Origin of the sequence: Ciceribacter thiooxidans (assembly GCF_014126615.1) — a bacterium.
Classification (GTDB): domain Bacteria; phylum Pseudomonadota; class Alphaproteobacteria; order Rhizobiales; family Rhizobiaceae; genus Allorhizobium; species Allorhizobium thiooxidans.
Window position 1 is genome coordinate 1,474,078 of record NZ_CP059896.1, and the last position, 19,152, is coordinate 1,493,229.

Genomic DNA, 19,152 nt, shown 5'->3' on the forward strand with positions numbered 1-19,152 from the left:
ACACATGTTTCTTTCTGTTTTCGACGTATTCAAGATCGGCATCGGCCCGTCGAGCTCCCATACGATGGGGCCGATGACGGCCGCCAAGCGCTTCCTCGACCTCATTCTCTCGGATGACTGGCCACGCCCGAGCGGTGCGGCGGTCGCGGCGCTGAAGGTCAGTCTGCATGGATCGCTCGCCTATACCGGCATCGGTCACGGCACCGGCCGTGCCGTCATCATCGGCCTGACGGGCGAGGAGCCGGATCGCGTCGATCCGGACCGGATGGACGACATCATCGCCGGCGTCGAACGGGAAGGGCAAGTGGTGCCGCCCGGTCATCCCGCCTACCGTTTCGCGCCGAAGGACGATCTGGTCTACGACAAGAAGGTGCCGCTGCCGGGTCACGCGAACGGCATGCGGTTCACCGCCATCGACCGCGACGGGCGGGTGCTGCTCACCACCGTCTATTATTCGATCGGCGGTGGCTTCGTCGTCACCGATACCGAACTTGCCGCCATGCAGAAGCAGAAGAAGCAGGCGGCGACCCAGAAGGTGCCCTATCCCTTCGCCAGCGCCAAGGAAATGCTCGAGATGGCGCGCCGCTCCGGCCTCACCATCGCCCAGATGAAGCGGGCGAACGAAGAGACGGTGATGGACCGCGCCGCGCTCGACGCCGGCCTCGACCGCATCTGGGAGGCGATGAGCGGCTGCATCGATCGCGGGCTAAAGCAGGAGGGCCGCCTGCCGGGCGGGCTCAACGTCAAGCGCCGGGCCCGGTCGATCCATGACAAGCTCGAGGAGGAGTGGCGCTCCAACCGCCAGAACCCGCTGCTCGCCAATGACTGGCTCTCGGTCTACGCGATGGCCGTCAACGAGGAGAATGCCGCCGGCGGGCGGGTGGTGACCGCGCCGACCAACGGGGCCGCCGGCGTCGTGCCGGCGACGGTCCGCTACTACCTGCATTTCCATCCGGACGCCGACCAGGAAGGCATCCGCGACTATCTGCTGACGGCGGCGGCGATCGGTGGCATCATCAAGCACAATGCCTCGATCTCGGGCGCCGAAGTCGGCTGCCAGGGGGAGGTGGGGTCGGCTTCCGCGATGGCGGCGGCGGGCCTCGCGGCCGTCATGGGCGGTTCGCCCGAGCAGATCGAGAATGCCGCGGAAATCGCCCTGGAGCATCACCTCGGCATGACCTGCGACCCCGTCGCCGGCCTCGTGCAGGTGCCCTGCATCGAGCGCAATGCGCTCGGCGCGGTGAAGGCGGTTACGGCGGCCTCGCTCGCGCTCAAGGGGACGGGCGAGCATTTCGTGCCGCTCGATGCGTGCGTCGAGACGATGCGCCAGACCGGCCTCGACATGAGCGAAAAGTACAAGGAAACCTCGCTCGGCGGGCTTGCCGTCAACGTCGTCGAGTGCTGACGGCTCCTGTGTTCGGCGGGGCTTGACCGTCCCGCCCAAAGGCGTATCACCGTCTGCATGACACTGCATCTGATCAAGCTCTGCGTGGGCGCGGAGTCGCTCGAGGACCTCAGGCAATGGGTCGCCGAGCGCTCGCTGACGGCCATTGCCGCCGGCCTCGAACCGCATAGCTCCCACGTCACCCGCATGGTGCCCAAACGCTCGGAAGAACTGCTGGACGGCGGCTCGCTCTACTGGATCATCAAGGGGCAGGTTGCCGCACGCCAGCGGCTTCTCGACATCAAGACCTTCACCGGCGGCGACGGTATCAGTCGCTGCGAGCTGATCCTCGGGCCTGAGGTCGTCGAGGTTGCGCCGGCGCCGCGTCGTCCCTTCCAGGGCTGGCGCTATCTCGACGCAGATGCCGCCCCGAGGGACCTCAACGCCTCCGGCGCCGATATCGAGGACATGCCGGACGACCTGCGTCGGGAACTCGCCGAGCTCGGCCTGCTTTAGTAGGAAACGTCCCCGCGCGCGCTTTAACGGAAGCGAAACGTCCTTCCGCAATTCTGCGCGGAACGTCAGGCCTATCTGGGGCGGGCGACGATTGGTGGCGGGATAAAGCATGGAGGGGCATGTGGCGGTGCCGACGGATCGGTGTGACGCGGCTGCGTTCGAGCATCTTCTTCTTGAGGCCGCCCGCGCGGTGCAGCGCCGCGAGATTTCGGCCGAAACCGTCCTCGTCGACGTCTTCAACATCAACCGCGCGCTGAAATTCATCGACGCGGTCTGGCAGGCGAGCGGCATCGAGCTCGACGTCAACAGTTTCTACCTGTGGCCGACTTTTCGCGATCTGGCGGGCGCGATGGCCGACGGCTCATACCGGAATGTCCCGAAACGGATTCCGATCCGCCAGGGCACCGCGTCTGAGACACTCGTGGTCTTCGCCGGCGGCGCGAGCTGCTTTCTCGAAATGAAGGATTTCGTCAAAGCACTCGCCTTCGACGGGACCGTCTACGGCATGGCGCTCACGCCGTTCGGCCGCCCTGCTTCAACGCCTGCGGTGATCGCCGACGAGGTCGCAGCCTGCCTCGCCGAACTCGACACATCCGGGATCGTCCCGCCCTATCGTTTTGTCGGCTATTCCTTCGGCGGTCTGGTCGCGCTTGAACTCTCCCGCGCGCTTGCAGCCCGCGGTGTCGGGGCGGATTTCTTAGCCCTCGTCGACAGCCCGCAGAGCGAGCATGCCTGGCCGCTGCGCATATGGCTCGACTTCGCAGCCGGGCGGCTGCTTTCCAGGGGTGGACAGGCGCCGGCCACGGCCGCCGAGGAACCTGCCGGGGAAGCGTCACAGGTGCGGCTCGGCGGTGGACGCCTGGCGAAGTTGCGGCGCACGCTCCGGCGTCTCGCCTTCCGTTTCCTGAGCCCAAAGATGGAAACCTACCCGACCTTCGTGCCGCAGTGGCTCGGCGGCTATCCGCCGGCCTATGATCTCGCGGCCCGGCAGCTCCTGCGGATGAAGGGGCTCTTCCGCCCGTCGCGCTACGAAGGGCCTCTGGTCTTTTACCGGACGGAGGGCGGCTCGCCGGTCGATTGTGACCCGAAGCTCATCTGGGAGCCTTACCTTCCGGCGGCGGAATGGGTCGATGTCTCCGGCAACCACCAGACCATTACGATCGGTCGGCACGCCCGCGCGCTCGCCGCCGACGTCAGCCGCCGGCTCGCAGCTATGAAAAAGGCATAGAGGCCACACCGGTCTTGTCGGATGCGCCCGTCCTCGCCGAGCCGCGGCCATGTGGAAAAGCGAGCTTTCGGTGATGCAGCGTCTGTGAGAACCTGACGTCCCTGAAGGTATCCTGACAATCGAACCGGGAGCGACAAACGTGGAAATTCACAGAGCAGGCAGTAGGCCGTCCGCCAAAGGCCCGTCCGAATGGTTTACCGGAACCGTGAGAATCGACCCTCTCTTTGCAGCGAAGGATCCCGCGAGGGCCGCCGGTAACACGGTCACCTTCGAACCCGGTGCACGAACCGCCTGGCATACGCATCCCCTGGGGCAGGTCATCATCGTGACCTCCGGGCTGGGCCGGGCCCAGCGCTTCGGCGGGCCGGTCGAAGAAATCCGGCCGGGCGACGTCGTATGGTTCGAACCGGGAGAGAAGCACTGGCACGGTGCAGGGCCGACCACGGCGATGACGCATATCGCCATCCAGGAGGCCCTCGGCGGCGAGGCCGTGGATTGGCTGGAGCACGTCACGGACGAAGAATACGGTGCCTGAGGCCGTCACCGGTCAGCTTGGCCGGTCTTCACCGATGCGGCCTGCTCCTTGAGCCAGACGCGGAACGATTCGGCGGCGGGGCTGAGCCGCCGATGCTCGGGCATGACGAGCCAATATGCCGTCTTTTCCGAGCGAACGGTGGTGGCGAAGGGCTGCACCAGTCGGCCGCTCGTCAGATGGTCGCCTATCAGGAGCAGCCGGCCGATCGCGACTCCCTGGCCGTTCAGAGCCGCCTGCAGGGCGATGTTGTAGTCGGTGAGCTGCATATCGATCGAGGCGGCGCGTGCGGAGGAATATGCGCAGAACCCCACCGGCCGCGTCGGCACGCCAGACGAGTTCGGCGCCGCCGCGGCATTCCTCTGCAGCCAGTATGCCGGCTATATCGTCGGCCAAAACCTGCTGCTCGACGGCGGCGCGTTCAACGCGACGTTCTGACCACCCCGCGTTGACGGCCCGTGAAGTTTGTTCTCGCATAGTTGGTCCGCCGGCATTACATAGGCCCACGGGCGGATGTCGCTCCGGAACAAGCCTGAACGAAGCGGGAAAGAAAGCGTTGCAAGAGCCTGTAAAGAAGGAAAGAGCGAGATATTTCAAGGCTCCCGTCTTTGCCGTCGCGCCGATGATCGACTGGACGGTGCGCTAGATAAACCAATGGCTTACGGCTTTTGTTGTACTTTTTGTAGTACCGTGGCGGCCTAAGCCGCCACGAATAGCGCGTCCAACTGATTTCGGTCCCATACCGCGACTCCCCATTTTTCAAGCGGCGGCGGCACTTTGCCCTCGGCCCGCAGTCGGTCGAAGTAGCGCGGCGAGACGCCCAGATAACGAGCCGCATCCGGCCGCCTCAAGGCGCGGGGTTCTATTCGATTATCCACATGCACGGTAAGCCTCCTCTGTTTCGATGCCTAAGGTACGATGCAAGCCGGCAACGGCTTCGTTGTCGTTGGCCGGTTCGTCTGTGGTCGCCTTCACCTTCTCCGCATACCGGCGCGCGGCGTTCATGCCGTTGGTTTGTTTTTTAGTCGGGTCGGGTGGCATCTGGCCGCCAAGGGCTTCATAGCCGGCGAGCATCTTGTCTCGGACCGCTTGCGCGAACTCGCTGCGTGCGTCCCATTGGATAGCGCCTAGATCGCCCGGTTTGGCGCCTGGGACCTTCGGCGGCAAGGCGACGATGTTGCCGTTCAGGCGTACTAGTGCGCAGCCTCGCAGAGTCATGGCCATGGGCTCAATGGCAACGTCGCCGAATGCCATGATTGCGAAGCTGCGATCCCATGCCGGTGCTCGCTGGATATTAACTCCGAGAAGCTTGATTTGGTTATTCATTATGCTGTTCCTGTTTTGGCGAGGATGTTGACGAAGCTCTTGCGCTCGTCGGGTTCGATGGACGTGATGTCCCATATCTCTCCGCTGCGGGCATCAACGGCCCGCCAGTCGGTGGTCATGGTTGCCGCGGCAGGTTGCCAGCGGATGGTAATCGCGACGGTCTGACTGCCCGCGAGACGGCCAGCCATGACGGACTCTGTGCCGCGCAGGCGTTCGATGCGGGCCGGGGCGGACCAGATCGTGACATGTGGACCTGATGTGATATTTCCGAAGCCGTCGTCTTCCTCGGTTCTGTTCTGGAAGTTGACCAACTCGCGAAGCTTGCCGGCCGGGGTCATGCCGCGTCCTCGATCTTGGCTCGATTGTCATTAGCGCCGCCAAGCACTCCCATGTTCAAAGGCTCGACATAGGTGTCGCCGCCGTCGATCTTGGACATGTTTTCAAACGCGCGGATTTCATTGCTTGAAAGCCAGCCGCCTTCGCGACCGACGCGGTAGGCCGTGTAACGGCTCGCCAGATCGCCGCGGAGAAGGCCCGCAAGGTCATGCTCCACAAAGAAGGTCTTTCGCGCCTCAGGCGACAGCAGAGCAATCTGCATGGCCATCTCCACGCGCCTTGCCCATGGGGCCAAGCAGCGTTGAACAAGCGCGCGGGATTCCTCGCCAATGTTGGAATAGGTCGCATCGTCGGTGATACCGGCAACGGATGGCGGCACGCCGAACACGCGGCAAATGTCGAGATTGGACAGCTTCCGGCTTTCAAGAAATTCCGAGTCCTTGCTGTTGAACTGGAACGTCTCGAACTTCGCGCCGCCGTCGAGGATCATGACCTCATTGGCCTTGAGCGTGCCAATGAACCTCGCCTTGAACTTTGCCAGCACGTCTTCTTTCCCGGCCGTTGCCAGCTTGTCAGGAAACACCAAAGCGCCAGCAGGACGGAAAGCATTCTCCGCAGCCGCGCCGGCCTGATCTTGCTGCGCTAACGCAAGCCCGAATGCAGCCGCCGCAATCTGGATAGGAGACAAGCCAAGCACGCCATCTTTCGTGCGGTATCGGATATGCAGCACCTCGTCTTGCAGCAGGACTTCCGTGCCGCCATCAGGTAGCGCGTGCTTATACCTCAAGCGGCCCGTTGCGAGCCGTTCAACCGTCATCGATGGTGACAGCAGCGGACGCAATGCCGTGACCTGGCCGCGTCCGTTTCGTTCAATCTTGCTGTAGGCATTGCCATAGGTGAGGGCGCTGGCCAGCATCATTTCGCGGGCTTCAAAGGCAGTAAGGCCCGGTGCGGTCTCGTCGTGCAGGACACTATAAAGCGGATGGTCCGTTGCCGCTTCCCGTCCGCCGTCTTCGGTCTTGCGGTAGACCTTCAACGGAACCGAAGCGAGGTTTTCCGCGATGACGCTGATGCACCTGTGCGCGACGGCATGGCCGGACGCCTTTTCGATGTCGGCTCGAGCCTGCCAACGCGCGCCTAAGAACTCGCCAAGATAGGGGTCCGACGTAGCGATGCGGGTTTCAGCTTTACGAAATGGCCACATGGCAAGCCTCCAATTCGAGTACGGCTAGCCGGCGATCGGCATCGGTCCGCTGTTGACGGGAACGCGCGTGAATCGACGTGCCGCCATAGGCCGGAAAGCTTTGAACGACGCTGATTTCGTGCAACACGACATTCCGCAGAGTGCGCTTTTCGCCGCGCCACTCGTCGCCGCCTTCAGGCACGGTGAAGCCGAATGACATGCCGCCTAGATCAGAGCGGGCCGCCATGGCGAGCAGGTCGCGGCCGAGGGTGGTGTCCGGCACGTCAATGGAGAATGCCAGTCCGCGGGCATCTTCGGAAAGGCGAAGGCTTCCGGATTTCGTGCGGGCCAAAACTTTGCCCGCATCATGGTCGACTAGCGCCAAAATATCAGGCTGGCCGCGAAGACTGGCCGCGAAGGCGCCGGGGGCAATCGTCTCGCTAAAGTCCGCGATCCGCGTTTCAGTGTTGAAAGTTGCGGCATAGCCGGAAAGACGTCGACCTTCCGCCCTGACTTCCGTGGCAATTCTTTTTTCCATCATATCGATTGCGTCCTGTACGGCTGGAGGAGGGCGTTCACGCCGAAGGCGATAGGCGTCGATGGTGTTTCGCCGGCAGCTTCGCGGGCGTTGTACCAATGGGCCGCCAGGAGGAGGATGGCGTGCTTAACGGGCGCCGGAACCGGGGCGGCAATCGCCACCCCGATCTCGGACACAAACCCGTCGGCCGCCTCTAGGAGCGAAGTGACGTAATCGTCGTCGGTCGTGAAACTGATCCGAAGATGCGCCTTCGCTTCCGCGAGAGTAACGGCCGTCAAGTTAGATGGCCTTCCAAGCGAACGCTTCCGGGTGCCGAACGGCGACATCCGCATCCAAAAAGGCGTGGAGGCGGAGTCCTCCCTTGCTCGCGTCGGTGTACGGATTTGCCAAGATGTCGATGCCGGACCAATAGCCGACCATGAGGTTCGACCAGGCGCCGAAGACAAGCGGGTTGGTGTCAGGCGTGCCGGTGATCGTCTTGACTTGATTGGACGAAACAATGCGCTCGCCGTGGAAGATCTCCGAAACGGGAATGTTGCGGTCCGTCGTATCCTTGATCTTGCGAGCGGCGGCCATGATTGTTGGATTGGTCAAGAAGCCGGTGGTGCCGGTCACGTCGTCCATTTCAAGCGCTGCGATCAGGTCAGCCGCAATGTCGGTCAGTTCCGTTTCAGCCGTCGCATTGGCGGTGATAACGTCCATGATACCGGACGGCTGATTGGTGCCGCCGCCAAGAATTGCGGCGCCATCGAGTGCCTGCGCGAGAATGAAAGCCAGATCTCCGCGGAGCACGTTTTCAAGCGCCACGCCGTTCTGGAGCATCAAACGGCGCGACAGGTACATTTCGCCGCTAACCGTCTTCGGCGAGAGGCTGACCTTGTCGAAAGTGGAGTCGCTGGCCGTGGTCGAGCCGTCTTCGGCCACCCAATAGGCGCTAGGTCCGCCTGTGAGCTTAGGCAAATCGAGGTTGCCAGTCAGGCCCGAAATAATGGTCGCACCCAGGTTCTGGATTGCCATGACAGGCCGCAGACGATCAATCATGCCGCCCATGCTGGTGGCGACGGTATCGGCCGCCGTGGTGGTGGTCATCGCGCGGGTTTCGCCAAGGATCATCGCGGTCGGGATCATGACCCCGCGGACTTCACGGCCCTTGCTCAACTCGTCGTGCTGTTCACGTTCAAGGCCAGTAAGCGAGCCGGCCGCAGCTTCGCGAATAGCCTTGCCGACGCTGTAGCTACGAAGCTCTTTGTTGGCCGAAGCGTCGGGCTTTGCGTCCGCCTGGCGTTCAAATTCTGCCAGAGTGGCGGCGCGTTTGATGTCCTTGTCGAGCGCGCGGACTTCGCTTTCCAGCGCGTCGAAGCGTTCCGGGTTGGTAGTTGCGGCGCGCATCTCAACGATTTTCGCGGCGCGGGTTTCCTGCAGATGTGCAATGTTCAATGTAGTCTCCTAGGCTAGGGAATTGGCGCACTAGGCGCCGTTGATTGCCGGGCATGCTCCGGCGCTTTCCGAACCGATGGCGCGGAAATGAAAAAGCCCGCCGTTGCCGGCAGGCTGAACTTGATTGATTGTGTGGGGTGCCAGCGCGCGGCACGTGTGGGGGCCGGTGGTGGTCGCGCTGGCTATGTGGTGGAGACCCTGGCGAGATTCGAACTCGCATCATCCGTTACCGCTATCGGGCTAGAAGTCCCGCGCGGGTACAGGGCCGAATTGGCTTAGGCGGGGAGGGTGGCGAGCGCGTCAAGCTTTTCAAGGATGACGTACAGGCCGGCACATTCGGCCGCGGAATCTGGCAATGCCCCGACTGCCCGCAGGACCAACGAAACAAGCAATCTGATCTCTTCGATTTCGTCTGCCATGTTCTGCCCTCCGTTTCGATATGGAGAGCATGCCGCAAGTGTGGCGTTCTGGCAAGCGAAAAACGGTCTAACCAGTTGATTTTCTTGACAAATTTGTAAAGATGGTTAAGTTCGTTTGTTAGGATGGGCACGTACCCCTTCACCTACACAGGTGACAACTTCGCGGAATCGGCAACTTATGCAAGCGCAGGAAAGCGCATAAAGGCGCACCTCTTACAATACAGTCCCCAAATTCGCGAATTGAGTACGTACTCCTATCCCTAGTCACTCTGCAGCGTGTTGAGGCATGCCTCGCTATGCGCCGCTATGCGCCTTCATACCTACCGCGCGGGGCGGCGGTTGAGTGTACACTCGAATATCGGGAGTCTTTCTCCCTATCTCTAGCCATTCTGAAGGCGTTTGAGTATGTACTCGCTGCGCAGCTATGCGCCGCTATGCGAGTACCCTCTATATATACACGCCACGAGAACCCGCTTTTTAGACATTTTCGCCGAAAATAGTTGCCACGCCGCCTGAAGATGACGGCAGGGTGTTGCGGATATGTTACACGTTCGGGTTGAGGATCTCGTACTCACGGCCGTCTAATCCCAGGCCATCTCGTGTTAGCACGACGCTGAATCGCTTAAATAAGCTGAAGAACTCTTCCAATGTCACTTCGATATCAATCTCTTTAAACTGTAGTGTATCGGTGGATTGAATTTGTTCGTTGACGCTATCGAAGCCCTCTCCATCGGCATAGACGGCGCGAACGCTAATATTTCCGGGGTCGATAGACAGATAATAGGCCCGAATAGCTACGACATGGGCGCCATCCGGAACGCCTTTTTCTCGGAAGTATTCCAGTTTTGATACGTCATCGGCATCGTCCGCAGCAGATGTGCCCTTCCAATCATTGTATTGAACGCTTGCGGTGAATACTTCACTCATTCCCATTCCCTCCGTTATGCCGCCAGCAAACACGCCGGCAGCCCCTCTTCTTCGTGCGCCTGTGCAGTTTTCAGAGCCATTGCAAGCGCCACGATACCATCAATGCGCCCACTCGCCTTAGACTTGTCAAGCTTTCTTGCGCCGGCCGGGTCTTGTGTCACCACGGCATTAGATGCACACATGCGCATGAGCGGGTTGCCCCCGTGGTTCAACTTCTGTTGCGCGACTGTCACCTCCAGCACGTCGACGGCTGGAGACATGTCCTTGTAGCCCTGGCCGAACGGCACAAGCGGCAACGTCACGGAAAGCTTGTCGAGTTCTCTGTTCAGATCCTCAATTCGCCACCTATCGTAAGCGATTGCCCGAATATCAAAGCGGGCCGTCTCGTCTGCGATATATTCGGCCACTAGCGCCGGATCGATGACCTTGCCGGGTAGCAGGGTGAGCCGCGCATCCGGTTGCCGCGCCCACACATTGTACGGCACACGGTCGGTGTCGCTCTTCCCCTCGATGTCGAACTCCGGAAGGAAGAAGCGCGGCAAGACGGTAAACCGGCCATCCTCTTCCGGAAAGACGAGAAGGAAACAGGTCAAGTCGCGGGCCGCCGATAGGTCGAGGGCGCCGAAGCATTCGCGGCCCTCCAGCGCCTTGTCATCGATCGGGCCGAGGTTGCAATCGTTCCATTCGCGGGCCGCGATGAACCGCACGGTGCCGTCAATTCGTTGGTTGAGCAGCTTGTTTCTGAAATCGGCCTCTTTTGACGGGATGCGTTGGGCCTGCATGGCCATGCGCTCGACCTGCTCCATAGAGAGGAAGTCGCCAAGCGCCGGATTGGCCTTGTGCCATGTTGCCGGGTCCCACGGATCATCAAGCGGGCCGGCCGCGAAGAAGGCGAGGTGAAAGGACGGGTCCTCGATCTCGCCGTCGCGGATCTTCAAGCCGTAGTCGATCATCTCCGAAAAGAAATGGGTGTCGTCCTTCGCCTGGGTGGAGATAGCGACGATTAGCGGCTCGTCACGCGCGCCAAGGGCCGAGTCCATCGCGTCGAACAAATCGCGCTTCGGCCAATAGCCGATTTCATCGCAAAGGACGAACGATGGCGACAGGCCCAGTTTGGAATCAGCATCGGCGGAAAGGGCCTTCAGAACCGAGCCCTTGCCCTGGCCGTCGAGGACTTCGATTTCCTTGGAGAACCGGATAATGTTGACGCGTTCCGATAGCTCCGCATGGCCCTCTAGCATGGCCTTGCATTCGGCCCATGCCTTCGCGGCCTGTGCTTTGTCCATTGCGCAGAAATACACCTCGCCGCGGTCTTCCGCTTCAGGTCCCACGATATGACAACAAGCCAGCGCAGCGGAAAGGCCGGTCTTGCCGTTCTTGCGTCCCATGGAGAGCGCAGCCGTGCGAACTGGCCGCCGTCCGTTCTCGTCCTCCGCGTAGATCGGCGCTAGGAACTCATCAACCTGCCAATCGCGAAGTTTCATTTTCGTGCCGGCAAACTTGCCTTGCGTGACCGGCATGTCTTCGATGAACGCAATGACGCGCTCCAGCCGTGACAAGCCTTCAGCCTCCCATGGGAGGGTTTCGCGGCGGTTGTCGTTGGCAGCGGCACGCTTCCCTTTAGGTTTGGCGCCTGGCCCTCTTAGACCCATCGGTCGCCCTCCTTGTCAGAAAATTTCAAAACTAAGTCTTCGCGAGTGTCCCACGCCGGTCCCCGGCCCGTCACTTCCCGTCCTTGGAAGGCCGCCGGCCTCACGTCGCCACAGAGCGGGCCGTCAGAGCGTTCCCATCCATCCGGGTCAATGGGGTTGCCGTCCACGTCGAAGCCCTTGTACGCGCGCCTGTGGCAGCTTGCGTTAGGGTGGTCGACCGCGTTCGTCTTGATGTTATGGCACGGCTCACACATTGACATGAGCCCAGACAGGGGAGGGAACGGCTCGCCGCCCTTGTTGATAGCGACGACGTGGTCGACGACGTTGGCAGGTTCGACCACTTCCCGCCTGATGCACACTTCGCACAATGGGGTGGCGGATAGCTTGGCATGGCGCAAGTCGCGCCACGCTGCTGTTGAGTAGGGCCACTTAGACATTAGAGTGGATTGCCCTTCTCGAGCCGCTTGATCTCGCCTTCAATCGCAAGGCTCGAGGTGCCGTTGTGGAACGCCTCGATGAGATACGCAGGCTCGCCGTTCATGTCCCGACTGATGCCGATGACGCGGACGCGCTCCCAGACGTGTTTGTATTCACCTGCATCGTTGGCTTTCAGGACGCGGCGTTCGGCGAAATAGGGCTCGATAGCAAACATGTTTTTCCATTTCTATTTTCTCTCCTCGTTTCGATTAAGGGGTACGAACAGCCGGAAGGGCTTCCACCCTTCCAGGGGTGTTCCACCCCTATGGGGGTTATAGGGGGTGGAAGGTACAGGGGGGTGGTATGGGGGTGGTAGGGGGGTGGAACAGGGGTGGAAGGTAGGGTGGAAGCTGCCTATTCATTCTCTTGTTCCGTCGCCAGAACGAGCCGTTGCCGCAACTTCGACGGCGGGCCTTCCATCTCAATGCGAAGCTCTCCAGCGGCCAGCAGGGCAAACATGGCGGCCTCCAGTTGCTTCTGGGTCAGTCCTTCTGCATCTGGCCTCTCTGCCATGACACGCGGCGCATAGTTCACGCCCTTGGTCTTCGCCACACGTTCACCGCTGGCATTGATGGCGGTCAGTATGTCGCGGAAGATGCGCTCCGCCCTTGCGGCCAGTAGTGCGTTGACGGGCGAGGGCTTGCCGTCATCCAGGACGAATGCGCCGGCCCTCCATCGCAACTTGATCTCGTTGCCGGTCGTGCCGTAGTTCGCCTTCATCACCTTGAGAATGCGGCGGTCCGGTTCGTCCTTGTCGGCAGTGAGGTAGAGGCGGCTGCGCACGCTGTTGTTCCACGCGGTAGAGCCTGACGAGCCGGTGCCGGATTGCATGCCGGCAACGGATGGATGCGCGAGCAGGACGACAGCGCAGTCGATGCCGAGCGCCACCTGCCGAAGCATGCCGATGAATTGCCGGACCTGGCCGCGCTTGATCTCGTCGCCGCCGAACAGGTCGGCCGCCGTATCCAAGACGATAAGGCGCGGCCGGAACTCGCCAGCAGCAGCGACGATCGTCGCCCATAGGGCAGTCGGCTGCATGTTGCCGCTCCGGTCCGGCAAGGCCAGCGTCGCGTCTTGGTCGGCAAGGGGGAACAGCCGAAAGTGGGACAGGTCGCTAAATCCCTTGCCATGGGCCGCAGTGATGTCTGCTAGACGGCGCTTGAACTCGTCTTCCTCATCTTCCGCGCCGACATAAAAAACGCGGCCCGCCGCCGGCCCGATGTCGAGCGTGTCGACTTCCATGGCACCTGCCGCGGCAATCTGTAGTGCGAGGAGGGATTTGCCGACGCCGCCGTCGCCGTTTAGGATCGTGACCTGCCGCATTGGGATCAGGTCTTCCGCATACCATTGCCGGGCTGGGATCGGCTGGCCGTGCCAGTCGGCTGGATTGACGGCTGATGGCGCGTTGTCATTAGCGGCCATAGGGGGCGCTCTGCCGGCAGTGAGATAGCGGGCGATAATGCGCTTCTGGCCGTGCTTGTCGAAAGCGACCGTCACCTTGTCGTCCTCCATTTCGACAATGGAGCCGCTGCCGTATTTCGTATGTTCTACCGGATCTCCGACACTGAAGTTAACGGTTGTGATGGTCATTGGCTGCCTTGCCCTCCATAACCGCTACAGCGGCATCTGTGATCTGTTGTGCTAGTTCCGGGTGAAAGCTGGCGGCATGCTTTCCGAAGGCCTTCGGTGCGAAGGTGCGCAGCCTACCGTCCGGGCCTTCCTTCAATACGAGACTGAAGAGCCTAAGGTGCGGCCCGATTTGCACGTCGAAAAGCGCGCGCTCGTTCCGTCCCGCGGCAGGCCGCAGGTTGTGAATTTCCATTGATGTTCCTTATTTGTTAGGTGATTGCCTAATTGGCTATGCGACTGCCTGCGCGCGCTGGTTATCGTTCGCGAAATCGTAAATCGCGGTGCGCCGCTTGCCGGAAAGCCAAGCGTCCAGATCGGACTTGAGGTAGCGGACGGCGCCGCCAATCTTGAGGTAAACGGGGCCGGTGCCGGACATGCGGGTCTTGTTCAACCAGCTTGCCGACTTGGAGATATACGTTGCCGCATCGGCGGTGGTCATTTTTTCGCTTGACATGTTTTTCGTCCTCCTATAGAAATTGACATAAGTGATACTTTTTCGCTATGTGTGTGCGAAAAAGTTGCCGTTTCTAATAGTTTGTGCGGTATTTGTCAAGCGATTTCTGCTTGTGTCACTTCAATATCTTCGCCAGCCAAGGCCAGTTCGCCAGTTTGTCGCCCTTCTCGCGAAGGTGCGCGTACCGCTGAAGGCTGTTCCATGACTTGTGGCCCGATACGGAGGCTGCGAGCGGAATCGTTCTGCCCATTTCAAACAGCCGGCTAACACCTTCGTGGCGAAGATCGTGAAAATGCAGGTCTTCAATCTGGAGAAGCTTGCAGGCACGCGTGAAAGCCGCGCTGATGGCGTCAGTCCCAAACGGAAAGATCTCCGGCCGGGTGTGCGGCATCGTCTTTATGATGGCAAGCGCCTCAGGGGGTAGTTCGCACCAAACGTCATTTCCGCGTTTTTGGCCGGGGTGTTTCATGTCGCGGACCAAGACGCGACTATGCGGCTCATCAAGGTCTTCCCACTTAATGCGGGTAGTCTCTTCCTGCCGCCGTGTGGAGAACATGGCGAAGGCGATGATCTTTTGCATGGGTACGGCATTCGGCGCGCGGGCTTGCCGGTCCTCGAAGTGCTGCATCAGCAAATCAAGTTCTGTCAGGGTAGGGCGCCGGTCCCGTTGTGCTGACTTGGCAATGGTGTCTTGCCGTGACAAGGCGGCTTGTGCGGCTCGCATCTCGCCGTGGTCTAGCGGCATGTCCCACAATGCCCGCGCATCTCTGAAGACTGCGGATAGATGCGAAATGTAGTTGCCGACCGTTTGCGGCTTTCTGCCGCCCGTCAGAAGCTCGCGAGCAAATGCCGATATGTCGCTAGACCGGATGCTTGCGCACTCCATGCTTGCGATTTTGTAGTCCTTGATCGAGCGGAGGCACTGCGCCTTGGTTCGTCCGATCTCGGGCTTCTCGGTCACGTATCGGTCGATGGCATCGGCAAGTGTGGAGTCTGGCTTCCTTAACTGGTCGAGCGTGCCGGGTTTGGCGAGTTCAGCTTCGCGAAACGCGGCCCAGGCTTTCGCCTCCCGTTCCTTGCTGAAGGTCTTTGCCTCTCGCCATACGATCTTGCCGTTTTGCTTCTTGACGATTTGCGCGGTATATCCCGTGCTTCCGTCTTTGCGTTTCCGCGCGGTAATGGTGCCCATCAGCAGTACAACATCCTTCTATTGAAGTACGACATTGTTGTACTCTCCATTGAAAAACGGTGCAACATGCTGACAAACGCAGACAGATCGGGACAAGGCGAGACTCTAAGAAATGGCCGTAAACAGTTGACATTCTACGATAAAGCACGGAAAACAAACGGAAAAATCTTTGCCGTCGCCCCGATGATCGACTGGACGGATACCCATTGCCGCGTCTTCCACCGGCAGCTCACCCGCCGGGCGCTCCTCTATACCGAGATGATTGTGGCCGATGCCGTGATCCACGGCGATCGCGGCCGGCTGCTCGGCTACGAGCCCGTGGAACATCCGCTCGCCCTGCAGCTCGGCGGATCGGACCCGTCCAAGCTCGCCGAGGCGGTGAAAATCGCGGCCGACTACGGCTATGACGAGATCAACCTCAATGTCGGCTGCCCGTCCGACCGGGTGCAGTCCGGTACCTTCGGCGCCTGCCTGATGCGCACGCCGGAGACGGTGGAGCGCGCCGTCGCGGCGATGAAGGCGGTGTCTGCCGTGCCGGTGACCGTCAAATGCCGGATCGGCGTCGACGATCAGGACCCGCAGGCCGTGCTGCCGGATTTTCTCGCGCGGATGGCGGCGGCCGGCGCGGATGCCATCTGGGTCCACGCCCGCAAGGCGTGGCTGCAGGGATTGTCGCCGAAGGAGAACCGCGACGTCCCGCCGCTCGATTACGAACTGGTGCACCGGCTGAAGCGGGAGAACCCGGACCTCTTCCTCGGCATCAATGGCGGCATCCAGACGATCGAGGCGGCCCTTGCTCATCTTCAGGTGATGGACGGGGTGATGCTCGGGCGCGCCGCCTACAACAATGCGACGCTGCTCAACGAGGTCGACGCGGCGATCTACGGCGAGGAGGAACGGCGGCCGGATTGGCAGGCGGTCTGCGACGCGATGATGGAGCACGCGGCGCGCCACATCGCCTCCGGCGGGCGGCTGATCCACGTCACCCGCCACATGGTCGGCCTGTTCCAGGGCTTTGCCGGGGCCAGGCGCTACCGGCAGATCCTCTCGGCCGAGGCGGCACGGCCCGGCGCAGGGCCGGAGGTGATCGCCGCAGCCTTCGCCGCGGTCGATACGCAAGCGGGGCCGAAGCGGGCGGTCGGCTGACGGCCAATCGTTTCCCCGAAACGAAAACGGCGCCCCGAATGGAGCGCCGCGGTCCGGCCGAGAAGGCCGGGAATTCTTGCCGGAAACCGGCTGCCGGAGAGATCAGGCGAGCTGGATGTTGACCGCCTTCGGGCCCTTGCCCATGCGGTCGGGCTCGGTGTCGAAGGTCACCTGCTGGCCATCCTCCAGGCCCTGCATGCCCGAAGCGTGCAGCGCGGTGATGTGGACGAACACGTCCTTGCTGCCGCCGTCCGGCGTGATGAAGCCGAAGCCCTTGTCCTGATTGAAGAATTTTACGATGCCCTTGGTGGCCATGGGATATTCCTTTTCCCTGGTTCGATGGTGTTTCCCGTCTCCGCTGCCGGAGCCGGGGCATTTCGGTCCTCCCGGGAAGGTGAGGACCCGTCGGAAGGCGCGATATCGGGAATGAACGTCTTTCGGCGGGAGTAGGCCCCCAAGGAAGCAACCACGCAGGCGGTCCAAAACGATCGGTTCAGTCTCCGGGATATGTAGCCCGAGCGGCGCACCCTACAGAGGACGCCGGCAAAGGCAAGTGAGAAAAACCTAAAACGGCATAAGCTGATTTGCAAGCCCCTGAATCCCTTGGGATTTTGGGGGAGGTAGTTACTTTTTTCTGCCCGCCTGATGCCGTAGGGCACCAAACTGGCACCGCCGCGGTTGCGCGAATCTGCCGGCGTGCTTGATGCCGCCCCAATCCGGGGGTAGGAAAGCGGGCACGAGAGAACCATCCGCCACGAAGACAGGTGCCGCCTTTGATCGACCCTTACGCGACGCTCGGACTGGACCGCGACGCCGACGCGGCCGCCATCAAACGCGCCTATCGCCGGCTTGCCAAGACCGCCCATCCGGACGGCGGCGGCGACATTTCCGCCTTCGAGACGGTGACGGCGGCCTACGACCTCCTGCGCGATCCGGTGCGCCGCAAGGTCTACGACGACACCGGCTACGACCCGCAGATGGCCGACGCACTCGACCTCAAGGGGCTGATGGTGCTCGAAACGCTGGTCAACGACATCATCCTCGACGAGCGCGAGCCCGGCAGCTTCGATCCCGTCGCCGCACTGCGCCGCAAGCTCACCGACGACATCCTGAAGAACCGCTTCCACATCCTCGAACTCGAACGCCACCGTAACCGCGTGCGCCAGCACATGGACCGGCTCGCCCGCCGCCCCGGCGCCGACGTGCTCGGCTCGATGCTGCGCGCCCGCAGCCAGTCGATCGCCGAGGCGATCCGCACCGCCGAGAAGCAGATCGAGGCGATCGAGCAGGCCTATGCGATGATCGAGGGCTATGCCTACGAGCTGGAACCGCTCGTGCCGCGCCCGACGGCGGAGCCGGAGCCGGAGATCGCGGAAACCGGCGCGGAGACCGAAGCGGCGGACGACGTTGCAGCCGCCGCCCCGGTGGAAATCCTCGAAACGGCGGGCGTGGCCGAACCGGCCGAGGCGCCGCGCGCCGCCGAATAGATCCCGCCTCCTCGAATCGCACGCCACGGCGGTCAGCCCGCGCCGTCCTGCGGTGGGGCCTTGAAGAGCCACGGACGGTATCGGCGCTGCTCGGGATCGCCGGCGATCCAGGCGAGAATCCGTGCGCCGTAGAGGGGATGATCGAAGCCGAAGGCCGTCTCGAGCAGAGAGATGGCGCGGCGGCGCTCGTCGATCTCCGCCTCGTGCCCGTTCTCGGGATCCGCCCAGGGATCGGGCGCACGGCCGAGCCGGGCGAACTTTGCCGCGAAATCGTCGGGCACCCAGGCGCGGGTCTCCTCGGTGAGGTGGCCGGTGCAGCGTGGCCATGGCAGCGGCGCGAGCGTCCCCATGCAGCGGCCGTGCCGGCGGCAGCGGCGGGTCCGGCAGGTCTTCGTGAAACCCATCATCGCGACGGCGGTGCGCAGCAGAAGCTCCATCGGCGTCTCGGGCAGGGGAAACGGCCCGTCGGTCCGGTCCTCCGGGGCGGGGGCGTCGCTGCCGGGATTTTTCGGGGCAGGGGTGTCGCGGTCGGTCATGGCGTCTCCTCTCTTTGCTGGCTTTCGCGGCCGTCCTCGTCCGGCGGGAGGCGCGGGAAAAATGAAACAGCTCCGCCGCCGGTCGGGATCGCTCCCTCCGGGTCGGGTCGTTCAAGTCTCGGACGCGGCGCCGCGAGGGGCCTGTCAGAGTATGAGTAAGTGGCTCCTTGCGGCGCCCCGTTCGGCGTTCTTGCCCGCTGCATGCGTCTCTCTGGCAAGGCGGCGCCTTTGCCGAAACTTTGAAGTCTCGACATCGGCCGGCGCGGATCGGCGTCAAGCGCGCATCCGTCCGGTGACGGACCTTCGCTGACGCCTGGCCGGTGACCCGGGAGGTTCCCGCCGGATGGTACCGTCCGGCCTGACCCTCGCCGGCAGATGGAGGAGCGGCATTTGCGCCGGCCCGATCCAACCCGCCGTCTTTTCGCCGGGGGGCTTTTTCAAGCTCCCGGGCGCCTGTCTGTGTGCCTCTGAGGCACGCCCGCGTTAGCGGCGGTGACGGCGAGCCGGTCCGGACCGTCTCGCCTTCCGCCTCCCGCGGGGGAGACCGTTGCAGCGGCCGGGGTTTTCGACCTGCGACAGTCGTCGACCCCGGCGCCGGTCCCGCCTCGCCAGACTTCGCATGGTCCGGTGTATCCGATGGCGGAACGGGGTGATTCTACGACAGGTCGGGAGGGGGTGAATGAAAATGAGGGGTGAGGATTGATTTTGCTGGGGAATTTTTGCGGTGAGCCGAAAGTGGGTGCGAGATTCTGGCGT

Annotated in this window: 23 protein-coding genes, 1 tRNA gene and 1 pseudogene; 7 read left to right on the forward strand and 18 right to left on the reverse strand. The window is 62.2% G+C overall.

The features are described 5' to 3' along the window. Positions 1-4: 4 nt before the first annotated feature. The 4 genes from H4I97_RS06940 (at position 5) to H4I97_RS06955 (ending at position 3,663) form a co-directional block, all read left to right on the forward strand. Positions 5-1,405: an L-serine ammonia-lyase gene (locus H4I97_RS06940; RefSeq protein ID WP_182307174.1), complete on the forward strand. Its 1,401-nt coding sequence runs from the start codon at positions 5-7 to the stop codon at positions 1,403-1,405. A 57-nt stretch (positions 1,406-1,462) separates the two neighbouring features. After that, positions 1,463-1,900 (forward strand): DUF1489 family protein, encoded by a 438-nt coding sequence (locus tag H4I97_RS06945; protein ID WP_182307175.1) that lies wholly within the window; start codon positions 1,463-1,465, stop codon positions 1,898-1,900. Positions 1,901-2,021: 121 nt separating this feature from the next. Further along, a complete protein-coding gene (locus H4I97_RS06950; RefSeq protein WP_182307176.1) occupies positions 2,022-3,128 on the forward strand; it encodes a thioesterase domain-containing protein in 1,107 nt (368 codons plus the stop codon). A 139-nt stretch (positions 3,129-3,267) separates the two neighbouring features. Next, the gene (locus H4I97_RS06955; protein ID WP_182307177.1) at positions 3,268-3,663 is read left to right on the forward strand and encodes a (R)-mandelonitrile lyase; all 396 of its coding nucleotides are present in this window, start codon (positions 3,268-3,270) and stop codon (positions 3,661-3,663) included. Positions 3,664-3,668: 5 nt separating this feature from the next. Here the strand turns inward: H4I97_RS06955 and H4I97_RS06960 are convergent, their stop codons facing one another. Next, positions 3,669-3,929 carry a LysR substrate-binding domain-containing protein gene (locus H4I97_RS06960; RefSeq protein ID WP_182307178.1) on the reverse strand — a complete coding sequence of 87 codons (261 nt, stop codon included), beginning with the start codon at positions 3,927-3,929 and terminating at the stop codon, positions 3,669-3,671. 10 nt (positions 3,930-3,939) lie between these two features. Here H4I97_RS06960 and H4I97_RS06965 point away from each other — a divergent pair. Then, positions 3,940-4,098: pseudogene (locus H4I97_RS06965) on the forward strand (SDR family oxidoreductase); the annotation flags it as partial. Positions 4,099-4,530: 432 nt separating this feature from the next. Here the strand turns inward: H4I97_RS06965 and H4I97_RS06970 are convergent. From H4I97_RS06970 to H4I97_RS07045, 15 genes are all read right to left on the reverse strand, one after another. Beyond that, the gene (locus H4I97_RS06970) at positions 4,531-4,986 is read right to left on the reverse strand and encodes a hypothetical protein (protein ID WP_182307179.1); all 456 of its coding nucleotides are present in this window, start codon (positions 4,984-4,986) and stop codon (positions 4,531-4,533) included. Next, positions 4,986-5,324, reverse strand: a complete 339-nt coding sequence (locus tag H4I97_RS06975; protein WP_182307180.1) for a head-tail adaptor protein — start codon at positions 5,322-5,324, stop codon at positions 4,986-4,988. Before H4I97_RS06975 ends, H4I97_RS06970 begins: the two co-directional genes overlap by 1 nt. Continuing rightward, positions 5,321-6,526, reverse strand: a complete 1,206-nt coding sequence (locus tag H4I97_RS06980) for a phage portal protein (protein WP_182307181.1) — start codon at positions 6,524-6,526, stop codon at positions 5,321-5,323. The genes H4I97_RS06975 and H4I97_RS06980 overlap by 4 nt, the downstream gene beginning before the upstream one ends. After that, positions 6,510-7,046, reverse strand: a complete 537-nt coding sequence (locus tag H4I97_RS06985; protein ID WP_244658728.1) for an HK97 family phage prohead protease — start codon at positions 7,044-7,046, stop codon at positions 6,510-6,512. Before H4I97_RS06985 ends, H4I97_RS06980 begins: the two co-directional genes overlap by 17 nt. Further along, positions 7,043-7,321, reverse strand: a complete 279-nt coding sequence (locus tag H4I97_RS06990; protein WP_182307182.1) for a head-tail connector protein — start codon at positions 7,319-7,321, stop codon at positions 7,043-7,045. The genes H4I97_RS06985 and H4I97_RS06990 overlap by 4 nt, the downstream gene beginning before the upstream one ends. Position 7,322: 1 nt before the next feature. Beyond that, a complete protein-coding gene (locus tag H4I97_RS06995; protein ID WP_182307183.1) occupies positions 7,323-8,480 on the reverse strand; it encodes a phage major capsid protein in 1,158 nt (385 codons plus the stop codon). 190 nt (positions 8,481-8,670) lie between these two features. Continuing rightward, a tRNA-OTHER gene (locus H4I97_RS07000) sits at positions 8,671-8,747 on the reverse strand. A gap of 8 nt (positions 8,748-8,755) precedes the next feature. Further along, entirely contained in the window at positions 8,756-8,899 is a 144-nt protein-coding gene (locus H4I97_RS07005; protein ID WP_182307184.1) for a hypothetical protein, read from the reverse strand. 543 nt (positions 8,900-9,442) lie between these two features. Next, positions 9,443-9,826, reverse strand: a complete 384-nt coding sequence (locus tag H4I97_RS07010; RefSeq protein WP_182307185.1) for a hypothetical protein — start codon at positions 9,824-9,826, stop codon at positions 9,443-9,445. A gap of 14 nt (positions 9,827-9,840) precedes the next feature. After that, complete coding sequence (locus H4I97_RS07015; protein ID WP_182307186.1) at positions 9,841-11,478, reverse strand: terminase large subunit; 1,638 nt, start codon at positions 11,476-11,478, stop codon at positions 9,841-9,843. Next, the gene (locus H4I97_RS24905) at positions 11,469-11,915 is read right to left on the reverse strand and encodes an HNH endonuclease signature motif containing protein (RefSeq protein ID WP_182307187.1); all 447 of its coding nucleotides are present in this window, start codon (positions 11,913-11,915) and stop codon (positions 11,469-11,471) included. Before H4I97_RS24905 ends, H4I97_RS07015 begins: the two co-directional genes overlap by 10 nt. After that, positions 11,915-12,130, reverse strand: a complete 216-nt coding sequence (locus H4I97_RS07025; RefSeq protein ID WP_182307188.1) for a hypothetical protein — start codon at positions 12,128-12,130, stop codon at positions 11,915-11,917. The genes H4I97_RS24905 and H4I97_RS07025 overlap by 1 nt, the downstream gene beginning before the upstream one ends. A gap of 179 nt (positions 12,131-12,309) precedes the next feature. Beyond that, the gene (locus H4I97_RS07030) at positions 12,310-13,545 is read right to left on the reverse strand and encodes an AAA family ATPase (RefSeq protein WP_182307189.1); all 1,236 of its coding nucleotides are present in this window, start codon (positions 13,543-13,545) and stop codon (positions 12,310-12,312) included. A gap of 268 nt (positions 13,546-13,813) precedes the next feature. After that, positions 13,814-14,038: a helix-turn-helix transcriptional regulator gene (locus H4I97_RS07040; protein WP_182307191.1), complete on the reverse strand. Its 225-nt coding sequence runs from the start codon at positions 14,036-14,038 to the stop codon at positions 13,814-13,816. Between the two features lie 115 nt (positions 14,039-14,153). Then, complete coding sequence (locus H4I97_RS07045; protein ID WP_182307192.1) at positions 14,154-15,227, reverse strand: site-specific integrase; 1,074 nt, start codon at positions 15,225-15,227, stop codon at positions 14,154-14,156. A 183-nt stretch (positions 15,228-15,410) separates the two neighbouring features. Here H4I97_RS07045 and dusA point away from each other — a divergent pair, with 183 nt between their 5' ends. Next, on the forward strand, positions 15,411-16,373 hold the full coding sequence (gene dusA / locus H4I97_RS07050) for a tRNA dihydrouridine(20/20a) synthase DusA (RefSeq protein WP_244658729.1): 963 nt from the start codon (positions 15,411-15,413) through the stop codon (positions 16,371-16,373). Positions 16,374-16,475: 102 nt separating this feature from the next. Here the strand turns inward: dusA and H4I97_RS07055 are convergent, their stop codons facing one another. Continuing rightward, positions 16,476-16,688, reverse strand: a complete 213-nt coding sequence (locus H4I97_RS07055) for a cold-shock protein (protein ID WP_182307194.1) — start codon at positions 16,686-16,688, stop codon at positions 16,476-16,478. Positions 16,689-17,146: 458 nt separating this feature from the next. On the opposite strand from H4I97_RS07055, the gene H4I97_RS07060 reads away from it, so the two are divergent. Next, entirely contained in the window at positions 17,147-17,860 is a 714-nt protein-coding gene (locus H4I97_RS07060) for a J domain-containing protein (RefSeq protein WP_182307195.1), read from the forward strand. A 32-nt stretch (positions 17,861-17,892) separates the two neighbouring features. Here H4I97_RS07060 and H4I97_RS07065 read toward each other — a convergent pair whose 3' ends face one another. After that, on the reverse strand, positions 17,893-18,396 hold the full coding sequence (locus H4I97_RS07065; protein ID WP_182307196.1) for a hypothetical protein: 504 nt from the start codon (positions 18,394-18,396) through the stop codon (positions 17,893-17,895). Between the last annotated feature and the right edge of the window lie 756 nt (positions 18,397-19,152).